At 63.4% G+C, this 25,626-nt stretch carries 24 protein-coding genes and 1 pseudogene; 19 read left to right on the forward strand and 6 right to left on the reverse strand.

Annotated features, from left to right (window positions below):
• Positions 1-14 precede the first annotated feature (14 nt).
• From rpiA to pdxS, 3 genes are all read left to right on the forward strand, one after another.
• Positions 15-782, forward strand: a complete 768-nt coding sequence (gene rpiA / locus BST13_RS02705; protein ID WP_083160356.1) for a ribose-5-phosphate isomerase RpiA — start codon at positions 15-17, stop codon at positions 780-782.
• A 26-nt stretch (positions 783-808) separates the two neighbouring features.
• Positions 809-2,287 carry an aldehyde dehydrogenase (NADP(+)) gene (locus tag BST13_RS02710; protein ID WP_245839284.1) on the forward strand — a complete coding sequence of 493 codons (1,479 nt, stop codon included), beginning with the start codon at positions 809-811 and terminating at the stop codon, positions 2,285-2,287.
• Between the two features lie 387 nt (positions 2,288-2,674).
• Positions 2,675-3,568 (forward strand): pyridoxal 5'-phosphate synthase lyase subunit PdxS, encoded by an 894-nt coding sequence (gene pdxS / locus BST13_RS02715; protein ID WP_083160358.1) that lies wholly within the window; start codon positions 2,675-2,677, stop codon positions 3,566-3,568.
• A gap of 609 nt (positions 3,569-4,177) precedes the next feature.
• On the opposite strand, the gene BST13_RS02720 is transcribed toward pdxS, so the two are convergent.
• Complete coding sequence (locus BST13_RS02720) at positions 4,178-4,930, reverse strand: SDR family NAD(P)-dependent oxidoreductase (RefSeq protein WP_083160360.1); 753 nt, start codon at positions 4,928-4,930, stop codon at positions 4,178-4,180.
• Between the two features lie 336 nt (positions 4,931-5,266).
• On the opposite strand from BST13_RS02720, the gene BST13_RS02725 reads away from it, so the two are divergent.
• On the forward strand, positions 5,267-6,685 hold the full coding sequence (locus BST13_RS02725; RefSeq protein WP_158087095.1) for an APC family permease: 1,419 nt from the start codon (positions 5,267-5,269) through the stop codon (positions 6,683-6,685).
• Positions 6,682-7,083, forward strand: a complete 402-nt coding sequence (locus BST13_RS02730; protein WP_211295990.1) for a sensory rhodopsin transducer — start codon at positions 6,682-6,684, stop codon at positions 7,081-7,083. The genes BST13_RS02725 and BST13_RS02730 overlap by 4 nt, the downstream gene beginning before the upstream one ends.
• Positions 7,084-7,087: 4 nt before the next feature.
• Here BST13_RS02730 and BST13_RS02735 read toward each other — a convergent pair whose 3' ends face one another.
• Positions 7,088-7,750, reverse strand: coding sequence for a FadR/GntR family transcriptional regulator (locus BST13_RS02735; protein ID WP_083160364.1), 663 nt, complete (start codon positions 7,748-7,750; stop codon positions 7,088-7,090).
• Between the two features lie 129 nt (positions 7,751-7,879).
• Here BST13_RS02735 and BST13_RS02740 point away from each other — a divergent pair, with 129 nt between their 5' ends.
• Complete coding sequence (locus BST13_RS02740; protein ID WP_158087096.1) at positions 7,880-8,569, forward strand: cyclase family protein; 690 nt, start codon at positions 7,880-7,882, stop codon at positions 8,567-8,569.
• Here the strand turns inward: BST13_RS02740 and BST13_RS02745 are convergent.
• Positions 8,492-9,811, reverse strand: coding sequence for an aspartate aminotransferase family protein (locus BST13_RS02745; protein ID WP_158087097.1), 1,320 nt, complete (start codon positions 9,809-9,811; stop codon positions 8,492-8,494). The genes BST13_RS02740 and BST13_RS02745 overlap by 78 nt on opposite strands.
• 113 nt (positions 9,812-9,924) lie before the next feature.
• Here BST13_RS02745 and BST13_RS02750 point away from each other — a divergent pair, with 113 nt between their 5' ends.
• The 7 genes and pseudogenes from BST13_RS02750 (at position 9,925) to BST13_RS02780 (ending at position 16,519) form a co-directional block, all read left to right on the forward strand.
• A complete protein-coding gene (locus tag BST13_RS02750; RefSeq protein ID WP_158087098.1) occupies positions 9,925-10,920 on the forward strand; it encodes a sugar phosphate isomerase/epimerase family protein in 996 nt (331 codons plus the stop codon).
• An 8-nt stretch (positions 10,921-10,928) separates the two neighbouring features.
• Positions 10,929-12,395 carry an APC family permease gene (locus tag BST13_RS02755; RefSeq protein ID WP_083160372.1) on the forward strand — a complete coding sequence of 489 codons (1,467 nt, stop codon included), beginning with the start codon at positions 10,929-10,931 and terminating at the stop codon, positions 12,393-12,395.
• A 1-nt stretch (position 12,396) separates the two neighbouring features.
• Positions 12,397-13,347 carry a nucleoside hydrolase gene (locus BST13_RS02760; RefSeq protein WP_083160374.1) on the forward strand — a complete coding sequence of 317 codons (951 nt, stop codon included), beginning with the start codon at positions 12,397-12,399 and terminating at the stop codon, positions 13,345-13,347.
• Positions 13,344-14,363, forward strand: a complete 1,020-nt coding sequence (gene add / locus BST13_RS02765; RefSeq protein WP_083160376.1) for an adenosine deaminase — start codon at positions 13,344-13,346, stop codon at positions 14,361-14,363. Before BST13_RS02760 ends, add begins: the two co-directional genes overlap by 4 nt.
• 754 nt (positions 14,364-15,117) lie before the next feature.
• Positions 15,118-15,234, forward strand: a pseudogene (locus BST13_RS40375) (hypothetical protein); the annotation flags it as partial.
• 367 nt (positions 15,235-15,601) lie between these two features.
• Positions 15,602-16,174 carry a hypothetical protein gene (locus BST13_RS02775; RefSeq protein ID WP_142282709.1) on the forward strand — a complete coding sequence of 191 codons (573 nt, stop codon included), beginning with the start codon at positions 15,602-15,604 and terminating at the stop codon, positions 16,172-16,174.
• A 120-nt stretch (positions 16,175-16,294) separates the two neighbouring features.
• Positions 16,295-16,519, forward strand: a complete 225-nt coding sequence (locus tag BST13_RS02780; protein ID WP_142282710.1) for a PASTA domain-containing protein — start codon at positions 16,295-16,297, stop codon at positions 16,517-16,519.
• On the opposite strand, the gene BST13_RS40380 is transcribed toward BST13_RS02780, so the two are convergent.
• From BST13_RS40380 to BST13_RS02795, 3 genes are all read right to left on the reverse strand, one after another.
• Positions 16,504-17,037: a DUF3761 domain-containing protein gene (locus tag BST13_RS40380; RefSeq protein ID WP_083160384.1), complete on the reverse strand. Its 534-nt coding sequence runs from the start codon at positions 17,035-17,037 to the stop codon at positions 16,504-16,506. The genes BST13_RS02780 and BST13_RS40380 overlap by 16 nt on opposite strands.
• A 790-nt stretch (positions 17,038-17,827) precedes the next feature.
• A complete protein-coding gene (locus BST13_RS02790) occupies positions 17,828-18,691 on the reverse strand; it encodes a methylenetetrahydrofolate reductase (RefSeq protein WP_083160386.1) in 864 nt (287 codons plus the stop codon).
• 12 nt (positions 18,692-18,703) lie between these two features.
• Positions 18,704-19,906: an aminomethyl transferase family protein gene (locus BST13_RS02795; protein ID WP_211295991.1), complete on the reverse strand. Its 1,203-nt coding sequence runs from the start codon at positions 19,904-19,906 to the stop codon at positions 18,704-18,706.
• A 458-nt stretch (positions 19,907-20,364) separates the two neighbouring features.
• On the opposite strand from BST13_RS02795, the gene BST13_RS02800 reads away from it, so the two are divergent.
• From BST13_RS02800 to BST13_RS02825, 6 genes are read left to right on the forward strand one after another with little or no spacing between them, the layout of a single operon-like run.
• On the forward strand, positions 20,365-21,357 hold the full coding sequence (locus tag BST13_RS02800) for a cyclase family protein (protein ID WP_083160390.1): 993 nt from the start codon (positions 20,365-20,367) through the stop codon (positions 21,355-21,357).
• Positions 21,354-21,860: a VOC family protein gene (locus BST13_RS02805; protein WP_142282711.1), complete on the forward strand. Its 507-nt coding sequence runs from the start codon at positions 21,354-21,356 to the stop codon at positions 21,858-21,860. Before BST13_RS02800 ends, BST13_RS02805 begins: the two co-directional genes overlap by 4 nt.
• A complete protein-coding gene (locus tag BST13_RS02810; protein ID WP_083160394.1) occupies positions 21,857-22,765 on the forward strand; it encodes a polysaccharide deacetylase family protein in 909 nt (302 codons plus the stop codon). The genes BST13_RS02805 and BST13_RS02810 overlap by 4 nt, the downstream gene beginning before the upstream one ends.
• Positions 22,765-23,526: an SDR family NAD(P)-dependent oxidoreductase gene (locus tag BST13_RS02815; RefSeq protein ID WP_083160396.1), complete on the forward strand. Its 762-nt coding sequence runs from the start codon at positions 22,765-22,767 to the stop codon at positions 23,524-23,526. The genes BST13_RS02810 and BST13_RS02815 overlap by 1 nt, the downstream gene beginning before the upstream one ends.
• Positions 23,523-24,284: an SDR family NAD(P)-dependent oxidoreductase gene (locus BST13_RS02820; RefSeq protein ID WP_083160398.1), complete on the forward strand. Its 762-nt coding sequence runs from the start codon at positions 23,523-23,525 to the stop codon at positions 24,282-24,284. The genes BST13_RS02815 and BST13_RS02820 overlap by 4 nt, the downstream gene beginning before the upstream one ends.
• Entirely contained in the window at positions 24,281-25,612 is a 1,332-nt protein-coding gene (locus BST13_RS02825) for an amidase (protein ID WP_083160400.1), read from the forward strand. Before BST13_RS02820 ends, BST13_RS02825 begins: the two co-directional genes overlap by 4 nt.
• Positions 25,613-25,626: the final 14 nt, after the last annotated feature.

A 25,626-nucleotide genomic window follows, 5' to 3' on the forward strand; every position in this document is an offset into this window, starting at 1 on the left:
GAAAGGACCACCCCGTGAAGTACCACCCGGAAACAGCACAGGACCAGGCGAAGTACGCCGTCGGCCGCGCCGCGGTCGAGCGGTATGCCCATGACGGGGCACGACTAGGCCTTGGATCGGGAACCACCTCCGCCTGGTTCGTGCGTGCTTTGGGCGAGAAGGTCGAGCAAGGTCTCGATGTCGTCGGCGTCCCCACCTCCAACTTCACCCGCGACCTCGCCCGGTCGGTGGGCATCCCGCTGCTGGACATCAACGACCTCGATGCCCCGCTCGAGGTCACCCTGGACGGCCCTGATGAGGTCGACCACGACGGCGACCAGATCAAGGGCGGCGGGGCGTGTCTGTTGTGGGAGCGGATGGTCGCCGAAGCCTCCGACAAGGTGGTCTGCATCGCCGACGACACCAAACTCGTTGATCAGCTGGGGAAGTTCCCGATGCCCATCGAGGTGGTGCAGTACGGCTGGATGGCGACCCGCCGTTCGGTGACCGCTCTGCTCACCGACCTCGGCTACGTCGACGTCGAGATCGTGCAGCGCTCCCGCGACGGCGAGCCGGTGATCACCGACAACGGCAATTTCATCCTCGACGCGCACCTGTTGGCCATCACCGACAAGAGCCTGCTCGACACCCAGCTGAACCTGATCCCCGGCGTCGTCGAGAACGGCATGTTCACCGGCATCGTCGACGAGATCCTGATGGCCTCACCGAACGGCGACACCCGCCTCATCGAACTTCCGCACCGCAAGGCCGCGCGCAAGCCGCAGTGGCGCACGCACAAGTGACCGACCGCGACCGAGAAGGAGCAATCGTGACCGCCCAGACGTTAACCTCCGAATCCCTGAACTCCGTGCTGACCGCGGCGGCCGCGGCGAAACCGGTCCTCGCTGCACAGTCCCCACAGCAGCGTTACGGGCAACTGACCGCCGTCGCTGATGGGCTCGACGCCGCTGCTGAGGAACTAGTCCCGGTGGCGATGGCCGAATCGCATCTGCCCGAGGCGCGGTTGCGTGGGGAGTTGCGCCGCACCACGATGCAGTTGCGCCTGTTCGCCGAGGAAGCCCGCGAGGGACGGTTTCTCGATGTCCGCATCGATGTGCCCGACCCGGATTTCGGTTCGGGGCCGCGCCCGGACATTCGGCGGATGCGTCGCCCGATCGGCGTGGTGCTGAATTTCGCGGCGAGCAACTTTCCGTTCGCGTTCTCGGTGGCCGGTGGGGATACCGCGTCGGCGCTGGGCGCTGGGTGCCCGGTGATCGTCAAGGCGCACGAGGGCCATCCCGAACTCAGTGCCCGCACGGCCGAGATCGTGCATTCCGCGTTGACGGGTGCGGGCGCGCCGGCGGGGACGTTCGACATCATCTATGGCCGCGAGATTGGCGTCGCAGCATTGAGCGATGATCGGGTCGACGCGGCGACGTTCACCGGTTCGGTGCGCGGCGGGCTGGCGTTGGCCGACATTGCCGCCCGGCGGGCCCGTCCGATCCCGTTCTACGGTGAGTTGGGCAGCATCAATCCCGTGGTCGTCACCCCGGCCGCGATCGCGGCGCGCGGCGCCGATATCGCCCAGGGTTTCGTGGATTCCTTCACCCTCGGCAGCGGTCAGTTCTGCACCAAACCCGGGCTGGTGTTTCTGCCCGCCGGTCATGGCCTCGACGATGTCCTCGCCACTGCCGCGGCAGGCAAGCCTGCGGGTGAGTTGCTCACTGAAGCGATCACCGCCGGGTTCGCGGCTCGCCTTGCCGATCTTGTCGGCTCGCTGGGGGGTCGCCTGCTGGCCGAGTCGAGGTTGATCGACGGAAACCCGTCGCCGGGGCTGCTGGTGATCGACTACCCGACGTTCGAGCAACATCGTAACAACGCTATGACCGAGGTATTCGGGCCGTTCGCGATCATCGTGGAATATCGCGATGCGAGCGAGATTGCCTCGGCGATAGAGCAACTCGAAGGTTCGCTCACCTTGACGATCCAGGCAGAGGAGTCCGACAGTGCCCTCGTTGGATCACTGCTGTCGTCGATAGAGCAGAAGGCGGGCCGGATCCTCGTCAACGACTGGCCGACCGGGGTGTCGGTGACACCGGCGCAGCATCACGGCGGCCCGTACCCCTCAACAACCAATCCCCTGCATACCGCGGTCGGTACCGCCGCGATCGAGAGGTTTCTGCGCCCCGTCACCTACCAAAACTTCTACGGCCCATGGCTTCCCGAACCCCTCCGCGACGACAACCCATGGAACGTCCCCCAGAACCGATCGGATGCAGGACAATCCCAACACTGGGGGCGCAGGTGAGTTCGCGGTCACCCGCGATGCCGACAATCTTTTCCGTAATAGTTTGAAAGACAACCGATGTTGCTGCGCTTTCTGCGGTTCCCGCGATCACATCGCCTGAGCTGGCAACCCGAAGAGCCCAGCGAGGCTGTAGTAGGCAGCTCGTGGGAACTCGAATCCCGCACTGCCACAGGAAGTCGCGTCCACGACGACACCGCCGAGGAGGCATGTCACTGCTACCTCTGCGGATACTGAGAACCACGGCTCTTGCGGATGCCGCGGCGTCGGTGCCGTGTGGACCATTGACCGTGCACCGAGTATTGAGCTGGCGCTCGCAGCACTGTCGGTTCAGCTGATCTCTGTCGTCGTATGTCCACTTGTGTTTATGAATTTTGTTGAAGGAGTTAGGTGAATCCGAATACTGAGGTCGGTACTGCGCGCGTGAAGCGCGGGATGGCTGAGATGCTCAAGGGTGGCGTCATCATGGACGTCGTCACGCCGGAGCAGGCGAAGATCGCTGAGGCCGCTGGTGCGGTGGCGGTGATGGCGCTGGAGCGGGTGCCTGCGGACATCCGTGCCCAGGGCGGGGTGTCGCGGATGAGTGACCCCGACATGATCGAGGGCATCATCGAGGCGGTCACCATTCCGGTGATGGCCAAGGCCCGGATCGGGCATTTCGTCGAGGCGCAGATCCTGCAGGCCCTGGGCGTGGACTATATCGACGAGTCCGAGGTGCTGACCCCGGCCGACTACGCCAATCACATCGACAAGTGGAAGTTCACCGTGCCGTTCGTGTGCGGGGCGACCAATCTGGGTGAGGCGTTGCGTCGGATCACCGAGGGTGCGGCGATGATCCGCTCCAAGGGCGAGGCCGGCACCGGGGATGTGTCCAATGCGACCACTCACATGCGCCAGATCGGTGGCGAGATCCGGCGGCTGGCCTCGATGAGCGAGGACGAGCTCTACGTCGCGGCCAAGGAGTTGCAGGCCCCGTATGACCTGGTGGTCGAGGTGGCCCGGGCCGGGAAGTTGCCGGTCACGATGTTCACCGCGGGTGGTATCGCCACTCCGGCGGATGCGGCGATGACGATGCAGCTGGGTGCCGAGGGTGTGTTCGTGGGCTCGGGCATTTTCAAGTCGGGCAATCCGGCGCAGCGGGCCGCGGCCATCGTGAAGGCCACCACGTTCTTCGACGATCCGGATGTGCTGGCCAAGGTGTCGCGCGGGCTGGGTGAGGCCATGGTGGGCATCAACGTCGAGGAGATCGCCCAGCCGCATCGGCTCGCCGAGCGCGGCTGGTAGTGCGGCCACGGGACCGATGCTTGGTTGTCGTGTTGGCCGAGCAGTCTTCGGTCCCTTGATATCCGGCGGACCATTTGCCCCACGGTCCACAAGAATCGCCTGCCGTCACCGGAGCATCAGGGCAACCGCCCACCCTCTGATTATGTCAGCGTGCAGTCAGCCATTCTGCCGTCCGAATCGCGGATCCGAGTCGAAAGATGGTAGGTTTCAGGGATTTTCGCTTTACTCGGTGGCCGGCGACCTACCCAAGGTGTATGCCGCCGATGTCGGGCTGTGGCGTCTGAACTCGGTGAATACTAGGACAACCGTGTGGTTCTCATTTTGGTAATCTCAGATGGAAAATCGGCCTGGTAAAACCAAATGGAACGCAACGTAGCTGCAGGTCGCTGAGGTGGCATTGGTAACGGAGTTCTGGACGCAACAGCAAGTAGTAGGGCTGTCGTTTCCGATTCTGCGCTAGCAATTCCATTTTGGAACTAGCACTAACTAGCAATTGCCAGGACCCGATGGAACCCAACAGGTAGGGCAGGTCAAGATGTCACCTATTCGTGCAGGAGACCCGTGATTCGGCCCTGATTGGTGGGTACACGTGCGCTTGAAGTGTGCCTCTCAAAGCCGCTCGAGTGCCCACTCGGGGTTTGCGGCGAGGATGCCCCCGTCGATGTTGAAGAAGCTGCCGGTGATGAACGATGCGAGGTCGCTAGCCAGGAACGCGGCCAGCGGCCCGACCTCCGCAGGCTCTCCGATTCGTCCGGCAGGGTAGACGGCCGACATTCGGCGCTCAGCTTGCTCCGCGTCACCGCTTTCTGCCCACGCGCGGGTCGTCAGAGGAGTCCGGATCGCACCGGGGCAAATGGCGTTGACACGGATTCGTCCGGCGTATTCGAGCGCACTCGAGCGAGTCAGCTGAATGACCGCGCCCTTCGAGAGGCTGTACACGCCGAGGAAGGGGTCGCCGGTGAAGCCGAGGATCGACGCCGTGTTGACGATGGCGGCCGTGTCGACGCGTTCGGCGAACTCTACCGTCATCCTCAGCGCGGCGAACACGTTGACGTCGAACAGCGCCCTCGTGCGCGCTTCGGAGGTGACCGACAGCCGTTCCTCGTACTGGATGCCAGCGTTGTTGATCAGGATGGGGTCTGCTTCGTCATCGACCAGCAAATCCAGAGCGTGGGCGCGAATGTGCGCATCCGTGACGTCACCGACCACTTCGATGTCGGGGCGATGTCCCGAAAATGCTTGTCTGTCAACGCCGATCACCCGGGCGCCCGCGTCCGACAGGCTCCGAGCGATGGCTTCACCGATGCCGGCCGCAGCACCAGTGACGATGGCCGTGCGCTCCGAGAGGTCGATAGCGATCATGCTGACATCCTTCCGGTCGGCGTCCGAAGACGCGGGGAGTAGGGGAGTGGACGCCCACTGTACGACAAAACTGGTAATACCACAGAGGTTGTCTAAAGCCGCTGTTCAGCACGTCAAATGCGGTCACCAGAGTCCGACTTGAACAGAATTGGTCAGACTGGTCTAGCCAGAACGGCGATTCCTTGCTAACGTCCGTCCCGACGCCGCCCCCGCGGATCATCCGAGACGCAACATGAAGGGATGGGTCCGATGACCTCCAATCCAACTTCGCCCGCTGAGGCAACTGACATGCCCGCGAAGGCGCCCGACCGACCGAGCGGACTGAAGGCCGGAGCCGTGTCCGTCGTTGGCGTCACCGTGCAGAGCGTCGGTCTTATCGGCCCGGCCATCGGCGCGCTGATGACCACCCCGTTCATTGTGAGTATTGCGGGTACCTCCGGCGCGTTCGCGTTTCTGATCGGCTTCTTGTTGATGTTGGTAGCGGCGATCCCTCTCGGTTACCTGGCACGCGAGATCCCCTCGGCCGGAGGTTATTACACTTACGTCAGCCGCACGCTGAGTGCACGGCTCGGCTTCATGGTCTCCTGGCTCTGGTTGTTTTACACGCCGGTCGCACCGGCGTTCAACCTTGCCGTGCTCGGCTATCTCCTCGACAACACGCTCAAGGCGCACTTCGGATTTGGTTTCCCGTGGTGGCTCGGCATCATCCTGGGTGCTGTCTTCCTGGTGTTGATGGGCTGGCGCGGGGTCGAACTGTCAGCGAAGGCCCTGATGATCCTTGCCGGCGCCGAGATCGCCATCATGGTCGCACTCGCTGTCTGGGGGCTCATCGTGCCCGGTGACGGGGGTTTCTCCGTTGCACCGCTGTCGCCCGGCAACGCGCCGTCAGCCAACGCTCTGCTGCTTGGCATCATCTTCTCGATCTTCGCGATAACCGGGTGGGAGGGGGCAGCGCCCGCGGCCGAGGAGACCGTCGATCCGCGCCGCAACATTCCCCGCGCACTCGTCGCGGCCGTCGTCGTCACGGGTGTGTTCTTCGTTTTCGTAACGTGGGGTCTGCAAGTGGGTTGGGGGGTGAACGACGCAGCGGGTTTCGGTTCCTCGGCCGAGTCGCCGGCGCTCGTGCTCGCTCAGAAGTTCTGGGGCAGCGCATGGGTGATCGTGCTGCTTGCCTTGATCAACTCGGTGCTGGCCGTGGCGGTCGCTTCCAACAACGTGTCGACCCGGATGTGGTACGCGATGGCCAGGTCCGGCTCGTTGCCCCAGATCTTCGCCAAGCTCCACGACAGATACCGGACTCCGGTTAATGCCGTTGTGCTGCAGGCAATTCTAGTTATCGTCGTCGGTATTGGCGGTGGTGCACTGATCGGCCCCGACAAGGAGTTCTTCTTCTTTGGTCTGGCGCTGACCGTGGTGATGGTGTTCGTCTACAGCCTCGGAAACATCGGAGTTGTCCGGTTCTTCTGGCGCAGGCCCGACCGCAAGATCGTCGTACACGTCATCTTGCCTGTCGTGAGCACAGTCGCGCTCCTCGCAGTCGGCTACTTCTCCGTGGTGCCGTTGCCCGAGAAGCCGATCGGCTGGGCCCCGGTCGCGGTTGGGGTCTGGGCGCTGGTCGGCATACTGATCCTGGTCGTGATGAGGGCACTCAAGCACGAGGAGTGGCTTAAGCGTGCCGGCGACAGCATGTCCGAACTCGAACCAGACAGTGCCGAGGACCGCGCCGGCAGCCCAATCATTGCCGAGGCCAAGTGAGTTCGATCGCCAATGATCCCGCGGTGCGCACCCCGCTTGGGGCGCACCGCTGGGTCATCGGCGATGGCTTCATTCCGCCGACGAGTACCGGCCCCGAGCCTGCGATGACGAGTCACGAGAGCCTCTGCATTCTCAATGCCAACGATGATGTCGCACGCCTCGAACTGACGTTCTATTTCACCGACCGCGACCCTGCAGGCCCGTTTCGGTTGGACATTGCGCCGAAGCGGGCGCTGCACCAGAGAATCAACGACCTGCGCGATCCAGAGCCCATCCGGCCCGGCATCGACTACTGCGTCGTTGTGACCAGCGATCAGCCGATCGTAGTGCAGCACACCCGGGTTGACACTCGGCAGGCCGAGAACGCAACGATGTCCACGATTGCTTACCCGGCGTGACCGCTTAGCCGAGCAATGAACGCAGGAACTGACGGTGGTCGTCGTAGAGTCCGCTGCAGGCCTGCAGGGCTTCGTCGAGCTCGCCGCCGGTGATTCCTGCTGCGAGTCGGCGGTGATCGTCGAGGATCTCCTTGCTCATCGCCCTGCCATGAGGGCTGATGCGCACCGTCTGGGCTATCTCGTCGGTCATCTCCGACCACAGCTTGAGCAGCATGCCTGACCGAGCTGCCTGCACGATGGAGAGGTGTAAGGCGATGTCAGGTTCGGTCGTCTCCTTGCCGCCGAGTACGGCATCCTCCAACGCCTCGAAAGCCGCCGCGACGCGCTGCTTGTCTTCGTCGTCGGCCCGTGCGGCGGCCAGTCGGAGCGCCCCGGCTTCGATCACCTCGCGAGTATCGATGATGTCGAGGAGACCGAATCTCTGGGTGCGTTCGATCGATACGTCCGCGTTGGTGACGAATGCTCCACGGCCGACCTGGATTTCGATGACATCCAGGGTCGAGAGCATGCCGAGTGCTTCGCGGATGACCGGCCTGCTGACCGAATATTGTTCGGCGAGTTGGCGTTCGGATGGCAACTTGGCGCCGACGCGATACTCACCGTCTCGGATTGCGCGCAGTAGATCGTCGGCGATCCGGGACCGTTGGGTTACCGGGTTCTCGGTCAAGGCGGTGCCCCTCCATATCGGCTTGACTGGTAATACCAGCGGAGTATCTTCCTAAGGATGCCACTTCCTCACACATCCAGGCAAGGAACCGCTGCTCCGGCGGGGCAGGTTGACATCGTCGACCTGACGATGCCGATCGTAGACGGGATGGATGCCTTTCCCGGCGAGCCGACGGCCCGCTTCTCGCGCTTCTCCTCGGTCGAGGACGAGACGGGTGTCGAGATGTGGAACGTGGCGTTGTTCAGCCAGCTCGGTACCCATCTCGACGCGCCGCGGCACTTCCTGCCGGGCGGGGCGACGGTGGATGATCTCGACTTGAGCCGCTGCATCGGGCCGGCGACGGTGTTCGACCACACGGCGGGACCGGTCGTCCAACCGCACCACCTGGCGACGCGCGAAGAGTCGTTGCGCCGAACCCGCCGGATTCTCGTTCGCACCGGCTGGGACGCCCATCTCAACACGGCCCGATACTGGACAGATATTCCCGAGCTGTCGGTAGCAGCGGCGGAGTACCTCGTCGATATTGGCGTCGTTTTCGTTGGGTTCGACACGCCTACACCGAGTTTCACCGACTTGCACGCCGTGCATCGGGTGCTGCTCGGCGCAGGGGTGGTGATTACCGAATGCCTGGTGAATCTTGCTCAACTCAGCCCGGAGACGTGGCTCGTCTGCCTTCCGCTTCCGTTGGTTGGCCTGGACGGCTCCCCGGTCCGCGCCATCGCCATGGAGAAGCGGTCCCCATCAGCGTGTGAGTGCGGCCAGCCCACCACGCAGCGCGTCAACGACGAGGTCAACGTGATCGTCGGTGACGGCCGTTGACAAGCAGCCGGTGCCGCGGGGCATGACGAGCACGCCGCGCAGCAACAGTTCGAGTCGCAGCTCCGACAGAAGCGCGGTGTTCGCGCGCCGGTGCGCTTGGTAGGACGTGACGGGCTCAGAGGAGATGGCGATGTTAAACATCGAGCCGATGCCGTTGACGTGCACAGGAATTCGTGCCGAGGCGAACTCGTCGCGGATGGCCTGACGCAGCCGCTCGGTCCGGGTCTCGATGGCTGCGTACTCGGCCTGGCCAAGGGATCGCATCGCCGCCTGGCCCGCGGCGACGAAGACCGGCGACGCCGTGAATGTTCCGGTCTGCAACACGCGCGGTCCGTCGCCCGCCAGCACACTCATCAAATCGGCGCGGCCTCCGAACGCGCCGAGCGGATAGCCGCCTCCGATGATCTTTCCGATCGCGACAAGGTCGGGCCGGTAACCCCATAGCCCCTGAGCGCCGTGGTACCCAGCGCGCAGTGCCTGAACCTCGTCGAACACGACGAGTGCGCCGCTGCGGTGGGCGGACTCGAACACAACGTCGAGGAAGTCGCGCTGAGCGGTGACCAGTGAGCTGTTGCCGAGGAACGGTTCGACGATGACCGCCGCGATTTCTGTTCCCCAGCGCGCGAATGCATCTCGCACAGAGGCGATGTCGTTGTAGACCGCCGTGATGGTGTGGGCGGGTTCCATCCCGGCTGACTCGGGTCGCGCGTGGGCACTGGTTCGCGATGGCAGGGGAGGCTGGCCGATGTCCTGGTACAGCTCGCTGTGGGAGCCGTGAAAGCCGCCCTCGAACTTCAGGATACGGATGCGGTCGGTGTTGGCGCGGGCCACGCGCGCCGCGAAGCCGACGGCCTCGGATCCGGTGGTCGTGAAGTGCAACCGTTCAAGCGCGGGGATTCGCTCGCGGAGTTCGGCTGCGTACTCGGCCTCGCGGGGATGGGCGGTACCGATCGCCGACGACGTCGCCAATTCTGCCGTCACAGCAACAGTCGTCGGACCGTGGCCGTGGCCGTGCGGAAGACTGGTGTAGTTGTTGATGAGGTCGACGTAGGAGTTGCCGTCGACGTCGGTGACTATGGCACCGGCCGCGGCCGCTGCATAGAACGGGTACGGCTGGTAGGCCAGCGTGGCCCGCGACACCCCTCCTGGTATGACCAGACTTGCTTCTTCGAAGAGGTCCCGTGATCGACCTGTGCGCGCCAGGTACTTGCTGATGGATGGCGTGGTGGCGGTGGTTGTCACGATGTCCTTCTCCTTGCGCGCGGCAGGTGTGTTGAGCAACAGCCTATCGGGACAGCCGACAATTGGTCTAGCCTGTAATACCAGTAGCCATGCCAAGCGGACGGAGCGCCACGATGAACATGCCACCTACACCAGTCGTAGCGGGCAGCACGCTGCCGTTGCCGTCGGTCTCCATTGCCGATGAAGCGAGCTGGAGCGCCGGGCTGAGCGCGCTCGCGCGTGGTGGTTTCGAGTGGGTCGATGTTGTCGACAACTGGGTGCCGTTCGGCGACCTCACCGTTGAGCAAGGTGGGCGACTCGCCGCCCATGTGGCTGACGCGGGCCTACTGATGGCCGGACTGTCGGCCATCAGGCGCAGCGTGATCGACCCGATTGACGGCTCGGCCAACTTGGCCTACACGCATCGGGCGCTCGATGTCGCTGCTGCCGCGGGAGCGCCGGTGCTTTCCATCGGCTTCCATCGCCCGCTAACGGAGCTGCAGAGACAGTGGACGTTCTGGTCGGTGCCAGGTCCGGCTGACGACGCAGACGACCCCGCACTCTGGGCGTGTGCGGTCGATCGCCTTCGCGAATTGTGCTCCCACGCAGCCGATATCGGGCTCCGACTGTCGCTGGAACTGTACGAAGACACGCTCATCGGCAGTGGTGAGCAGACCGTCAGGTTGATTCAAGACGTCGACTCGCCGGTCCTGGGCATCAACGCCGACCTGGCCAATCTGTACCGCGTGCCGCGGCGCCTGACCGAGGGTTGGCTGGAGACATTTGCTGCGTGCTTGCCCTATCTGAACTACTGGCACGTCAAGAACTTTCGGCGTGCTGAGGGGTATCCCGACGGTCCGTTCCTGGCGTGGCCGACGCAGCTGGATGACGGCGACATCAACTACCGCCTGTTGCTGTCGATGGCATTGGACGCCGGTTACGACGGACCCATCTGCATCGAGCAGTACGGCGGCGATGGCTTGACGGCTCAGTGCGCGGGCCTGGCTTACCTGACGGGTGTGCTCGATGATCTGGTCAGCGGTTCGGCATGGACGACCGCAGGACGCGTGGTTGACCGCGGGAGTGGCGCTGGTCATACTGGTCCGACCAGTATGACCAGAGGCAGGTAGGAAGCGACATGACGACTGCACCACGAGCTGATACCAGCTTCACAAAGAAGACCCTCGGCACCCCAGCGCTAGTGCTCTTCGTTCTCGCCTGCATCGCCCCGATGGGTGCGGTCGTCTCGATCGTTCCTCTCGGCATGTACCTCGGCAGCGGCCCGGGCTTCGTCGGGGCGATCGTCCTTGCGGGTCTCATCCTGATGTGCTTTGCCGTCGGCTTCGTCACGATGTGTAAGCACGTCGTCAACGCAGGTGCCTTCTACGCATACATCGCCAAGGGCCTGGGCAAGCCCGTCGGAGTGGCCGGTGCCTTCATTGCGGTGCTCGCCTACAACGCTGCGTTCTGGAGCCTGGCCGGTGCCGTCGGATTCTTCGGCTCGACAATCTTCGCCGGCATTGGGTTCTCGATGCCCTGGCAGTTCTGGTCAGCCACCGCGATCGCTATCGTCGCGTTCCTCGGTCGCCGTGCCGTCGACGTCAGTGCGAAGGTACTGGGCGTCGCTTTGATCCTCGAGGTCGCCGCCATCGTCATCCTTGACGTCGGAATCGTCGGGCACCGCGGAGTCGAGGCGTTTCCCATCGCCGGAACCCTATCCCCTTCGGTGATCGGCTCTGGTTCAGTCGGTATCGGCCTGCTCTGGGCATGCAACATGTTCATCGGCTTCGAGGCGACGGCGCTCTTCTCCGAGGAGGCGAAGGACGCCAGAAAGACTGTTGCCCGCGCCACCTACATCTCGGTCAGCGTCATCGCGGTGTTCTACGCCGTCGCCGCAATGGTCCTCGTCGGCGCCGTCGGCCCGACGAACCTGCTCAGCGCGATGAACAACGATCCCGGCACGTTCGTCTTCAGGATCGCCGAACAGTACGTCGGCACCTGGCTGTCTAGTGCCATGAAGGTGCTGGTGCTGACCAGCTTGTTCGCCGCGTTCCTCGGCATTCACAACGCCGCGTCCCGCTACTTCTTTTCGCTGGGTCGCGAAGGCCTGCTTCCCCGGCGACTCGGCATCGTGCATCCCAAGTGGAACTCACCGGCGGTCGCCAGCACCGTGCAGATCGTCATCGCGACGGTCGTCGTCGGCGCGTTCGCCGTCGTCAACGCCGACCCACTGCTGACGCTCAACACCAGCACCGCGGGCATCGGCACCCTGGGCATCCTGCTGCTGCAGGTCACCGTTGCCGCCTCGGTGATCGCGTTCTTTCGCAAGCGCGGCGACAACCGGATGTGGGCGACGGCGATCGCGCCGGGCATCGCCGCGGCGACGCTGTCAGTGGTCGTGATCCTCGCCGTGGCCAACTACTCCATCCTCACCGGCACCGGTTCCCCCGTGATCAACTCGATTCCGTGGGTTATCCCCGTCGTCGTCGTTACCGGCCTCGGCTACGGGCTGTGGCTGCGCGCCCGAAGGCCCGAGGTCTACGCGGGGATCGCGGAGGGCGCGCCTTCCGAGTTGGGCGCCGAGGTCGAGCAGGCGGCCCACTGATATGACCAAAGTGATCATCGATACCGACACCGGCGTCGACGACGGCATGGGGTTGCTGTACGCGCTGGTCAGTCCGGAGATTCAGGTCGTCGGTGTGACGACCAGTTTTGGCAACGTAGATGTTGAGAAGGTCACGCGGAACACGGCCATCTGCATGGAGCGGCTTGGCTCGACGGCGCCGCTGGCACGGGGGGCGGAGCGAGCAATCGCAGGGGAGGCACCGACCTTCAATCCGCAGATCCACGGTCACGACGGGTTCGGAAACGCCAACCTTCCCGATCCCGAATACAGCAACCTCGTCGATGTGTCCGCCGCCGAGTTGACGATCAGGCTGGTTGACGAGAATCCAGGTGAACTCACCTACATCGGACTCGGACCGCTGACGAATCTGGCGCTTGCCGTGCTGCTGGATCCGAGTCTCCCACAGCGCCTCACCCGCGTGGTATGGATGGGGGGCGCGGCCGCACACCACGGCAACGTCACCCCGGTGGCCGAGGCCGACGCGCTGCACGACCCAGAGGCGGCGGCCGTCGTCATCGGCGAGAACTGGGAATTCGTCCAAGTCGGCCTCGACGTCACCGACGAAACGGTGTTCGGCGTGGATGATCTCCAAACGGTCCGTCAGTCATCTTCTCCTGCAGCCCAATTGGTTGCGGCCGGCGCGCCGTCCTACATGGACTTCTACGAGCCGATCCTCGGCAGATACGGCTGCGCGATGCACTCGCCGTTGACCATCGCGGTGGTCGCGCACCCGGAATTGGTTCTTGCCGAACAGAAGTACAGAATGCACGTCGAGCTCACCGGTACGTACACCCGCGGAATGACCGTTGTCGACAGGCGGGTGGGTCGCGTGGGTGGACCGGTGTGGAGCAACGCCCCGCTGATCACCGTGATCACCGACGTCGACAGGGCCGCCTTCATCACTCGTTACGTACAGCGGATCACCGCATGACACCCACCATCGAACAACTGCGAGCCTTACCCAAGGTGTCGCTACACGATCACCTCGACGGCGGTCTGCGCATCGAGACCATCCTCGACCTGGCTGACGACCGAGGCATTGCGCTGCCCGCCCCTACCCCTGAGGGGTTGCGCGCCTGGTTCGACGCCAGGACGACAGCGGGCAGCCTGGAGGCCTATCTTGAGGGTGACGCCGTCACCTCGGCGGTCCTGGTCGACGTCGACGCCTTGGTGCGGGTGGCGCGGGAGTCTGTCGAGGATCTCGCCGCCGACGGAGTGGCGTATGCCGAATTACGTTGGGCACCTGGCGATCTTCTCAGGCACGGACTGTCGATGGATGACGCCGTCGACGCCGTGGCAGAGGGCTTGCGGGCCGGTGAACACGCGGTACACGGGCGGACCACGGCTCGGCAGATTCTGTGCGCCATGCGGCACGAACCCGGGAGCGAGGCTGTCGCCGAGTTGGCGGTGGTGCGTGACGACGTAGTGGGCTTCGACCTGGCCGGACCGGAGGTTGGCTATCCACCGTCATTGCACCGCCCGGCATTTGAACTGTTGCGCGCAAACGGCGTGCCCGTGACAGTGCACGCCGGGGAGGCCGCCGGCATCGACAGCATCAGGGAGGCACTCGACATCGGCGGCGCCCGGCGCATCGGCCACGGCATCCGTCTGGTGGACGATTTCGACAAGGACGGGTCCGGCGGGCCGCTGACCGAGCGGATCATCGCCGATGGAATCGTGCTGGAAGTGTGTCCGTCGTCGAACGTCCACACAGGCGCAGTCCCGCCCGAAGCGGCTCACCCCTTCGACCGGCTGTACCGCGCCGGAGTACCCGTGACCGTAAGCCCTGACAACCGACTGACCAGCCGTACTTCGTTGTCGCGCGAACTCCAATCGCTCTGCGCCGCCTTTGGTTACACGATGGCAGACATAGCGGTGTTCCAAGACACGGCAGCCGCGGCCGCGTTCGCACCTCATGCCGCGACCGCAGCTATTCGCTGGTCGTGAAAGAGGCGGTGGATGCAGAGATTGGCAGAACTCGCGCGCTGCGAAGCGATCTCGCATCGACGTTGGCGTCACTTAACGAGGCGTTGGGTCTGCGCAGGATCGGTCCGCGGGGCTATTCCGCGAGATTGCTGTCCATAATGCACAACTCGAAGAACTTGACAGCAAGTTGGAGTCTCAACAGGGTGGCCTCGACGAGCTTGTCGCTAAGCGCTCAGAACTTGAGCGTTGGCTCGGACTGTGGCAACGCATCGAGGAGCTCGAAGCGCTTCACGGCGCCGTTGCTGACGAAAAGCCGGATGCTGTGGATCCGGTGGCAGATGGTATCGGTATCGGAACTGCGCGCGAGTTCTCAGCGGATTTGCGCCGAATACTCTCTGCGTGGTCGGTCCCGGGGCCGAGACAAGCGAGTTCCGATTCGACAATCCTCCGGACGTGGTCGTAGATTGCCGCAGTCGGGCCGACCGCGGTAAAGGCATGCGGTCTGTATTACACGCTGGTTTTGCAGTCTCACTTACGGAGTACTGCGGGCAGCGGGATTTGCCGCATCCAGGATTCGTTGCACTTGATACTCCAGTTCTGACTTGCCGGGACGCTGACAGAGGGGGGTCGTCTATCGGGGACGGTGCTGGGAGGAATGGCCCCGGCGGAGTAGCCGCGATTCGAGGTGAGGACGAGCTAGTGAGTGGCGCAGTCGCACAGGCGTTTTACGACTATCTGGCGTTCACGTGTCCGAGTCAGACTATCGTGCTGGAGAACCAGATCCCTAGACCCCACCGGCCGCGGTAAGGCACGATGGGCAATGAGGTGGAAGCCCGCGCTGAACGCGTTCGCGATCACCTTCAACGGCCGGATCACTCCGACTGGCAACTAACCCATGCCAAGTCAGATCCACCGTTTATCTGACAGTCCCTGGTGACACACATCAGGCCGTCGCTTTGCGGATCCGAGAAATTCGGTGACAGCAGTTCGTGCAAACAGGGGCGGGTGGGACACAGGGCGGTGATGACTCGCACGAACAGCAACAGAAGTGCCGTAATCGGGCCACGGTCGCTTGCGCCCGACAACGCCTCGTATGCATGCTTCGTGAACCTTGCGGTGATCGCGGGCAGGAAGACCATACGTGCCGTCAACTGTTGTCTCCAGCAAGCTCGTGGACTGCATATGTCAACGCCGAGGCCAGCGGCTGAGTTGAGTTGATTTTGGTCCGATGCGGCCTTCGGGAGTTGTACGTTCACGGCGTGCGTCTGGGGATTGGTGGTGGTGCGTTCGGCGTCCGCGGTGGCATTTCGACCCGTGGCGTCGGCGTGGGCGTTGGCCCGTTCTCGGCTGGGACGTCCTGGCGGGGTGGGGGTGGCGGCGGCGGAGGTTACGTCGCGTGGGTGATCCTTGCAGGGGTCTTCCTCTTGATCGTGGCGTGGCCGTATCTGCTGGGTACCTATATCGCAGTTCAGTGCGGTGCGTGGAATCCGTCCACCGGGCGATTTGTCGTCGGCTGGATTTTCGAAGTGGTCTACATCGCCGCGCTGGTCGGATGGTTTTTGACCGCGCGAGCCAAAAACGCCCGGCGTGCCGCTCAGGATGCTAATCGGCTGGCTTCGCTACAGGCGTCGGGAGCTGTATACGAAACGAAATCGGGCAACTCGGTGGTCTACCGGCACGGCACCTGCACAACGAACCACCGCTCGGCCGACGCCGCCGCGCGCTGTACGAAATCGGACCACGAAAAATCGCTGGTACCAGTGCATACCAGCTCCGACACGGAAAATCCGGGTGAGCAGGGACCCAGGGCGCACCGAGCTGCCATCACGTGAGCCGCAAGCATTCTCGTTGTCGGGATCGTCTCCGGCCTTGCCATCCTCATTGTGGACCCCATTCGCTCCGCAGCCGGTGATGCCCGAGACAAACCTTGCCCGACACAGATAGACGCTGATGTGAGCGCTTCACGTATCACGATGCCCGACCTCATCGGTCAGAACGCCGGGCCCGTCGAGGACCGGCTCAAAGGACTGGGGATCACCAACATCGAATTATCCTCGGCCAACCCGGAATACAAATCGGTGTGGGTAGCGTCAAACTGGACGGTGGTCAGCACGGATCCTCCCCCTGGATGTTCGATCAACGCCCACCACCAGGTCGTCGTCTACGTGACCAAGTAAGTGCGACGTAAGACATCACTGGTGGCAAAGTTCCACTGATTAACAGCGACTGAATCGGCTGCGGCTTGGCTGCCGGCGGTGCCACAGGGCTCCGGGACGTCCGGTGGCAAGGGAAACTGCAAGCGCGACACCGCTATTCTGTTCAACGTGGCGGTCGGTACGGGTATGCCGTTGGTCGGTCGCGATGCCAGACCGGCGCACGGGCACCACTCAGTGACACCGCCGTGGTGTGAGCAAGTTCCTTGTGCGCTCTGCGAATGAGAATCCGATCCATCCTGGCAGATCGCGGTCACCGCTGAAGGTGAATCGTCAGGCGACTCGACGCAGGTTTGGTGGCTCGAAGACCAGTAGTAGCCTGGCCCGCATCCGTCCGCTGCGGCTGGGGGTGATGTCCCATTAGCCACCACGATTCCACCAGCGGCCACAACCAGCACGCCCACAATGAAACGGAGCGTGCGGGTTGGTGTGAGGAGTGCGGCCAAGGAGAGTAGCGGGCACACGAAGATAAGACGATTCATAATTATGATATTGCGCTCTGCAAGGGTTGCTGAATGCTACACATTTGCTGTGAGTTTCTAGGTCTGGCACCGGTGTTTGGGCGACGACAGTCAGCGCCGTCAACGTCAACGAGCGCTGGGTCGGCATAGCCGAGGCATCGAAGGCAGGCGGCTCGCCGCCGCCTAGTCGCTCGCCATTGAGTGTCAGATTGTTCCAGTTGGTCTAGGCGTGGGCGACCCATTAACAGCTTTCGGTGTCAGAGGTGCTTCTATATCGAGTCGCGTTCGCCAGTCTGCCGCGTCCGCCAGTCTATGAAGCGACGAGCCGAACCTGAGGGGAGCTGCGGCTCGGCGACCTGTCGTTGTGAACCCCAGCACGGCCAAGAAGCTAAATCGTGCATTCATCTAGCATCCCGCGGTTGAATGGGTTCATTAACCCTCGCTTGTCCTTACTGGGCAGCCGTCGAGTCGACTCTGCCACCGATGATGGGTCGATGTGCCACACAAACAGCCAAGCCCCTGCGGCGGGGGATAGATTGTTGCCAACTCAGCCGCCAGATCATGGTCGTGGCGGCTGCCGGCGACGAACTCCCAAAGTCTCTCGACAAAGCGCTGCAGGTTCAGTCCGAACCGGATAAAGACCTCTTCTTCGGGCACACCACCGTACGGGATCCAGATGCGAGCAATCCGGATGAAGTCGTGACTTTCGGTGCTTCGATGGCGATCGTCTCGCAGCACCTGGTCCTCTGGACACAGTGCGTGGGATGCAACCGTCGGATGAGTGGTCGGATTGCTCATCTGCTATGCCAGCTCACGCCTGTGACCGCGTTGCCGTCAGTCGCTGTACCGTTTGGCGACGCCATTGTTCCGTTTCCTGGATCTGATTGAAGCTGAACAGATGGATCCCGACGATGCGGGTGGCCGTTGCGGTGTCCTCGAGGACGTCCTCGAGTAACTCGTCGGGTGTGAACATCTTGTGGAGCAGTAGTTTCGCCATTGTGCGTTTGTTCTTCGACAAGTAGCGGACCGAGTTGCCCACCCCGATTCGTGGTGACATCTCCATCAGTTTGCGCCGGGCCACGGCACCGGGGGCGCTGAGGACCATGGGAAGCGCTGGATAAGTGGTGGCCACCGATTCGATCCACGTTCGCATGATCGACGGGTCGAAACACATCTGCGGAACGATGTACGAGGCGTATCGAGCCTTACGGCGTAATGCGTGGGCCAGGTCGTCGGATGATATTTCGGGATGGCCCTCGGGATAGCCGGCAATACCGATGCGCGAGGGGTGACCCGGCAGCTCCAGCATATCTTCGATCAGGTCTGCTGCGCTGGAATAGGTTGAGTCACCGGCCCGTTGCCCGTCGCCGCCGATGGCGAACACTTCATCAATTCCACTGGCGGATAGGCGGGCAACGATCTGGGAGAGGTGGCTCTGGTCCTGTATTTGGCTTGCGGCTAGGTGGGGAATTACCTCGTAGCCATGTGCGGCGAAGAACTCGGCGGTCTCGACAGTCCGCTGCACCCCGTGCTTGGGTGAGCACGTAATCGTGAGGGTTGATCCCTCCGGGATCGATGCAAGCACCGTTTCGCGGATGCCCGACAGTGGAAGGATTTCGAGTCGCGCGTTCTGCAGCAGCCTGCTCAGCGGGTCGACTTGATCGATGTTAAGCATCGAATTGCCCTTTCAGGACAGCGACGTGGAACGACGCCTGGTCACGAATGGAAGATCGACCACGACTGCCGGTACGTCGACCTGTTCTTCACCGATCGGCCACAGGACCGTGACGGTATTGCCGGGGGCGGCGGATGCCGGTGGCACGTGACCGAAACCGATCAATTTCCCTGTGGTGGGACTCCACGTGATGCTCGAAGCACGCTGATTCCCAACTGCGTCGCCCTTCAAGGGAAGCGGAACCCACCGCACCCTACCGAAGTTCGGCGGTGCTGCGTTACGGCGCTCGCATTCTCGAACGATCGTGCGCCAGTCGATCTCCAGACCGACGTTGTGCGTACGACTGCCTGTGGCCGCCTCCCTGACCAGCGCCGCCTTTCCGATGAACTCTTCCTTGGAGAAGTCGACGAGGCGCCCTAACCCCAGCTCGAACGGGGTGGCCTCGTACCGGGCTGCGACCTGCACGGATGCGCCTTGGGAATCGAGTCCGGCGGCCGTGTAGTCGTAGCCGACGATCAGCAGCCCTGCCTCGATCCTGGCGACATCTTCGGCGAGACCGCCGGCAGGCTTGATGTCGTAGCGCTCCCCGGCGTCAAACACGGCGTCCCACACCGATATGCCGTCTTCTGCTCGCATCCACAGTTCATAGCCCACTTCGCCGGTGAAACCTTGTCGCAGTACGTCGACGTCGCAGCCACCGATCGAGGTTGTTCGGAGCCGTGAGAATCGCAGATCGCCCCAGTCTGCGCCCGACGCCGCCTCCAGCACCTCTGTTGACTTCGGCCCCTGCAGGGTAATGATTCCGTAATCCTCTGTGAGGTCGTGGATTTCAACGTCGTATCCCTCGGCGCAATGGCGCAACCAGAGCAGGTTGGGATCGGCAGATAGGCGGAACGTCGATGCGTCGACTCGTATGACCAGCCCGTCGTTGACCAGCTTGCCCTCGTCGTTGCACCAGGGTGTGTAATACGTCTGTCCGATCTGCAGTTTGCTGGCGTCACGGGTGATGAGTCGGTCGACGACCGTCACCGCGTCCTTTCCGTGGATCTCGTACTTCGACAACGGCGACATGTCGCCGATCGCGACGCCGGTTCGAATGGTGTGAAGTTCTTCGGACAAGTCAGTGAAGACGTCGGCGATCATCATTCGATCCCACGACATCCACAACGCATTGCGGTTCAGCGCGGCGGTGCGTGCGGCGAACGGTGTACCCAACCATCTGACGGGGCGGTGTTCTTGCTGCGGCTCCGGGGAAATGGGGGGCAATGTCGCGCCGTCGCTCCGGTCGGAGGCAAGATTGGTCATTATTTAGGGCCTTCCATATACGTTGAAAGTGCAGGCTGCTGCCGCGAGATGATCTGCCGCAGATGTGATTTCCTCTATCGAGGCGGAACCTGTGCGGCGATGGAACGAGCCTAAGGCGGCGTGATCCATTCAACAAAGACCGAAATCCTGCCGTGAAGATAAGCATTTACGTATAGCGGAACGACTCGATCTGTCTCATAAGTAGATGCCTATGTGAATGTGTCCAAATTCATCTTTGTCTAATGGCTCCAGCTGGTCGTAGGCTGCGATTGCACCGCCCAGGACCCTGGGGCCTGCAGCCGAAGGTCTTGTGCAATGCCATGTTTCGCGACGCTTAGTCCGTCGTTCACCACCAGAGGGAGAAATCAATGTGTGGAGTCACCGCCGATTTCCGTTGGACCGACCCGGCGGAAACAGGCAACGAGCTTCGCCCCGCGCCGCTGCTCGACAAGGATGGGCTGGTCGTATCGAAGAGCCCGTGGGGTCCTGACGACGAGATCGGCCGTCTCAATTGGCTTCATCCGCAGTCGGTCGGCGCGATCATCGACCGGTTGGATGGACGTAAAGTCTTCGACCTCGCCGTCGATTACTTCCCGGGGATGCCGTCATGGTCGGAGGCGGGCGACCCGCCGTTCGACATCTGGATGACCCATACGCCACAGGGTTCGATCGTTGACGGCCGGTCCGGTTACGGGCCTGAGATTCACGAGAAGTACTCGTACGCAGGTGATGCCATCTCGATGTATACCCATTGCGGCACGCACATCGACACGCTCAATCACATGGGATACCACGGGCTGTTCTGGAATGGCTGGACCGCCGACAAGCACTTGGGCAGCAAAGTCTGGACCAAAGGTGGCACGGACAATTATCCGCCGATCATCGCTCGCGGCGTGATGCTGGACATCGCCGGCGCGCATCAGGTGGAGTGCCTCGACGACCACTACGAAATCACCCCCGATGACCTGCGGGATGCGGCTCGACGCCAGAACGTGGAGCTGCGCAAAGGTGATGTCGTGCTGGTGCGCACCGGCCGGATGAGCCGCTGGCCCGATCGGGACGCCTACCTCGCCGGGTCGCCGGGCATCAACGTTGCCTCGGCGAAGTGGCTGTGCGAGGAAGCCGGTGCGATGAGCATCGCCGGCGACAACATCGGCCTCGAACCTCAGCCCTATCACGGCGAATATGCGCCGGTGCACTGCTACATGCTGGCCACCGCCGGCGCCCAGATCATCGAGGTCGTCAACATGGAAGAACTTGCGGCCGAACGGCTCTACGAGTTCGCCTTCGTCGGGCTGCCGATGAAACTGTTCGGCGCGACCGGTGCGCCGATGCCGTGCGTGGCGGTGCCACTGCGATGACCATCAATCCGACCAAGACGGCGCCGTTGAAACTCAAGCGGCTCGACAACATCGACGTGGTTGTGAACGACTTCCCCCGGATGGTCGCGTTCTATCGGGATGTGCTCGGTCTGCCGTTGCATCCGCACGGTTACCGGCCGGACCGCGGCTGGGCCATGTTCATGTGCGGCGACGTCGATCTGGTGCTGCTCAGCGTCCCGGAGGCTGAGCGGACCGGGCGCCGGCGTACATCGAACTATGCGCAGGATCCCGCCGGCGTGCACTCGTTCGCCGCCCAGGTCGACGACCTCGACGAAGCGATCACCACACTCGACGCGCACGGGGTGAAATGGGCCGACGACACCGTCGTATTCGGCGCAGGCCATGTGCTGCCGTCCGCCCCGGACGGTGATTTCAACGGGATCTGGTACCGATTCCGCTCCTTCTACGACCCAGAGGAAAACGTGATGCACATATGTGAAGTTCACCCGCCGACCGGCTTCGACCGCGGGAGGCAGGCATGAACGCCGAAGCAAAGCTGACCTGCTGCCTGACAGTGGGCATGGATGCGTTGTCGCTGTGGACCACGTCGTTCAAGAGTGACAACCCGAGCATGATTTCGCGCGGCGAGTTCGACGCGGTAGCCACCGACCGCATCCTGGAACTGCTCGCCACCAACGACATTCGCTCGACGTTCCTAATTCCGGGGCATACAGCTCTGGCATACCCGGAGCTGACCAAGAAGATTCACGGCCTCGGTCACGAGATCGCCTACCACGGCTGGGTTCACGAGGATCCACGCGAGTTCGATCTGGCGGGCCAGCGACGGATCTTCGAGCGTGGTTTGGAGGCGCTCGACCACGTGGTCGGTGTGCATCCGCGTGGTCACGTGTCGCCGGCCTGGAACACCAGCGCCGACACCTTCGCCTTGGTGGAAGAATTCGGCTTCCTCTATGACGGCAGCCGGATGGCGACCGACTTCCTGCCGGTCTACGTCCGTAAAGGTGACCGGTGGCCGGCCAATGAACCGTACGAGTTCGGGCAGCTCACCGAAGTAGTCGGCCTACCGGTTGCGTGGCCGCTCGACGATGTGCCGCTGTTTGAGTTCGTCTGGGGCCAGCTCGGCGGGTTGACCGCACCGTCGGTGGCCGAGGAAATCTGGACGGGCGACCTCGATTACGCCCGCACTCACTGCCCGGGAGGCGTGTTCAACCTGACCATCCACCCGCAATCCAGCGGCCGGGGCCACCGCATGCTGCTGCTCGAACGATTCGTCGAATACGTCAAACAGTTCGACAACGTGGAATTCGGTTGCCTTGGTGACTACGCCGAGCGGTGGAAGGCGAACAACCCGATCGACGTCTGGCGCAAAGCCAATCCGGCTCTCGCTGGTGACGGCGCCATCACCGAACTGCCCCTGGGGAAGTGATGTCCGGCCAGCGGGTTCTTCTCACCGGCGCAACGTCGGCGATCGGGGTGTCGATCGCCGAGCGCTTGCGCCGCGGCGGTGCGCGGATCGCGCTTACTGGTCCCGCCGACGAGCACAACCAGGCACTTGCCGACCGGGCCGACGTGGTGCTCCTAGATGTCGACGAACGCGATCCGAAGCAGGTCCGTGAATCGGTCTGCGCTGCCGTGGATCGACTCGGCGGTTTAGACGCACTCGTCATCGCCACCGGTGTGATGTGCAAGGGCCCGCTGGCGGAGACGCCCGACGCGGACTGGGATGAGCTGCTCGAAACCAACGTGTTCGCACCATTCGCCTACGCCACCGAATGTCTGCCCGCGCTGCGTGACGCCGGCGGCGGATCGATCGTCATCGTGTCCTCGGCGGCCGCGCTGTGGCCGGATACCGGTGCCGGTGCGTATGCCGTGACCAAACGGTCATTGGTGATGCTGGCGGAAATGCTGGCGATGGAAGGCGCCCGCCACGGTGTGCGGGTCAACTCTGTATGCCCGGACGACACGTCGGTGCTCATCGCCGCGGATGGGAATGGGGAGGCCCAAGACGCAAACGCCACCCCGACCCAGTTCCGGCCCCCGCTCGGGCGGCTCGTGCAACCAGCCGACGTCGCCGGTGCCGTCGGCTACTTCCTGTCCGAGGCTGCGGCGTTCTGCACCGGTGCGAGTCTGGCGGTGGACGGCGGCATGCGGGCCGCCGCACGGGCTTGGGCGGTGGCGGCCGTATGACCACACCGCCAACGGCGCTCGTCACGGGTGGCACCTCGGGTATCGGTCGCGCCATCGTGGAAAGGCTTCGCGCCGAAGGCTTTCGGGTTGCCTTCACAGGACGCAACAACGAACGCGGTCTCGCCGTCGCGGTCGGCGCCGAGGCGGCGTTCATCCGGGCCGATTCCGCCGACCGTGCCGCGACCGACAGGGCGATGTACGAAGCGCTCGCCTGGCTTGGCGGTCGGCTCGATCTGCTCGTCAACAACGCCGCCATCGTCTACGAGGGACCACTCGAGACCACCCCCGACTCGGCACTGCAGGAACTGTTCGAGGTCAACCTAACCGCAGCGTTTCGCTACTCGCGGGCCGCCTTCGCGATCATGCGCGAGCAGCGAAGCGGCAGCATCGTCAACATCGCCTCCGACGGCGCGATCCGCGGCATACACAAACTTCCCGCGTATTCGGCAACGAAGGCTGCGCTGCTGACGCTTTCCGAACTGTATGCCGCCGAGGGTGCGCCGCACGGCATCCGATGCAACGCAGTCTGCCCCGGCGCCACGCATCCCGGCATGCAATCCACGGCCACGGGATTCGCCCATCACGCCGAGAACGACAGCCGATGGGCGCCGGCTCCCTCCGGCCGGCACGGCCAGGCCAGTGACGTCGCTGCGCTGGTCGCGTGGTTGGTATCTGCGGAGGCGGCCCGCATGAGCGGCGCCACGCTGCGCCTGGACGGTGCCGCCGCCGCGACCATGAGGGGAGAGACACGCGAATGAGCTCGACGCAGCTGAGCGATTGGTGCACCGTCGAAGCTGCCGGCGACGCCCTTCGGAAGGGGGAAACAACAGCAGTCGAACTACTCGAGCAGGTGATCGATCGACTCGCGGCAACAGAACCACATGTGCATGCCTACGCCTCGCTCGATCTCGATAGAGCCCGTCGAGATGCGAAGCGGGCCGACCGCTGTCGAGTCCGAGGGCCGCTGCACGGTATTCCCTTCGGGGTCAAGGATGTCTTCGCCGTCGCAGGCTTGCCGACAGCGTGTGGGTCAAAAGCGTTCGCGGACAACATCACACACCGCGATGCCGTAGTCGTGGCAGCTTTGCGTCGTGCCGGCGCGGTACTTATCGGTAAGCATGTCACCCATGAACTGACTTGCGGTGTCGACGAGGCTCCCACACGTAACCCGCATGCACCCGCCTACTATCCGGGCGGCTCGAGCTGCGGATCTGCCGCGTCGGTGGCCGTCGGTTCGGCGTTGTTCGCGATCGGTACCGACGCCGCCGGGTCGGTACGAATTCCAGCGTCTGCGACCGGCACCGTAGGGTTCAAACCGACCCGCGGCCTGCTGAGCACCCGGGGCGTGGTCCGGGGCGCGACCGCGCCGTCGATCGATCACGCTGGGATTCTCGCCCGTTCGGTCACCGATATTGGTCTGATCCTCGATGCCCTTGCCTCAGAGCCTATCTCGCGGAATCTGCTCAAGCCGCCCACCATGAGACTCGGAGTCGTTCGGGTCGGAGGCCTAAAACTCGATCGCGAGGTCGGCGTCCTGTTCGAGGCCGCACTCGACCGGCTGGCCGCCCTAGGGGCGACGCTGATTTCGGTCGATCTTCCTGAACTAGGCGACGCACCCGCTGCAGTCGCAACGTACTTTGCGGCCGAGCTCGCCGAAGGAAATCGTGGTCGATTCTCGCGTCGGTGCGCTGACTATCATCCCGCGGTCCGGGACCTCATCACCGTCGGCCTGAACACCTCAGACGTCGACCGTGGGTCGGCTCAACAGGTCCGGACACGGATCAATGCCGCGTTATCCGGGGCGTTACAGCAGGAAGGGCTTGACGCCTTCGTGTCGCCGACCATTACCCGGCCACCCCCGCTGCTGGCCGAGCTCAACCCAGTCGACGACCTCTCCCAGTTGGTCGCGTTCACCTGCGCGTTCAACCTCACCGGTCAGCCCGCGATCAGCGTCCCGTGCGGTGTGACCGCGCAAGGACTTCCTGTCGGGCTGCAGATCGCCGGACACCTACATGACGACAGAACCGTGCTGCGCATCGCCAGCGCGTATGCGCCACCCGTTGTTTCACCACCACCAGTTACCTAAAGGAGCGGATCGCC

Origin of the sequence: Mycobacterium aquaticum (assembly GCF_002086485.1) — a bacterium.
Lineage (GTDB): Bacteria > Actinomycetota > Actinomycetes > Mycobacteriales > Mycobacteriaceae > Mycobacterium > Mycobacterium aquaticum.

Coding starts and splice junctions, on each gene's coding strand:
- BST13_RS40380 (WP_083160384.1), bottom strand. CDS start 17,037: ATGAATCGTCTTATCTTCGTGTGCCCGCTACTCTCCTTGGCCGCACTC.
- BST13_RS02740 (WP_158087096.1), top strand. CDS start 7,880: ATGCCGATCGTAGACGGGATGGATGCCTTTCCCGGCGAGCCGACGGCC.
- BST13_RS02825 (WP_083160400.1), top strand. CDS start 24,281: ATGAGCTCGACGCAGCTGAGCGATTGGTGCACCGTCGAAGCTGCCGGC.
- BST13_RS02805 (WP_142282711.1), top strand. CDS start 21,354: ATGACCATCAATCCGACCAAGACGGCGCCGTTGAAACTCAAGCGGCTC.
- BST13_RS02815 (WP_083160396.1), top strand. CDS start 22,765: ATGTCCGGCCAGCGGGTTCTTCTCACCGGCGCAACGTCGGCGATCGGG.
- BST13_RS02760 (WP_083160374.1), top strand. CDS start 12,397: ATGACCAAAGTGATCATCGATACCGACACCGGCGTCGACGACGGCATG.
- BST13_RS02750 (WP_158087098.1), top strand. CDS start 9,925: ATGAACATGCCACCTACACCAGTCGTAGCGGGCAGCACGCTGCCGTTG.
- BST13_RS02800 (WP_083160390.1), top strand. CDS start 20,365: ATGTGTGGAGTCACCGCCGATTTCCGTTGGACCGACCCGGCGGAAACA.
- BST13_RS02810 (WP_083160394.1), top strand. CDS start 21,857: ATGAACGCCGAAGCAAAGCTGACCTGCTGCCTGACAGTGGGCATGGAT.
- add (WP_083160376.1), top strand. CDS start 13,344: ATGACACCCACCATCGAACAACTGCGAGCCTTACCCAAGGTGTCGCTA.
- BST13_RS02820 (WP_083160398.1), top strand. CDS start 23,523: ATGACCACACCGCCAACGGCGCTCGTCACGGGTGGCACCTCGGGTATC.
- BST13_RS02755 (WP_083160372.1), top strand. CDS start 10,929: ATGACGACTGCACCACGAGCTGATACCAGCTTCACAAAGAAGACCCTC.
- BST13_RS02790 (WP_083160386.1), bottom strand. CDS start 18,691: ATGCTTAACATCGATCAAGTCGACCCGCTGAGCAGGCTGCTGCAGAAC.
- BST13_RS02720 (WP_083160360.1), bottom strand. CDS start 4,930: ATGATCGCTATCGACCTCTCGGAGCGCACGGCCATCGTCACTGGTGCT.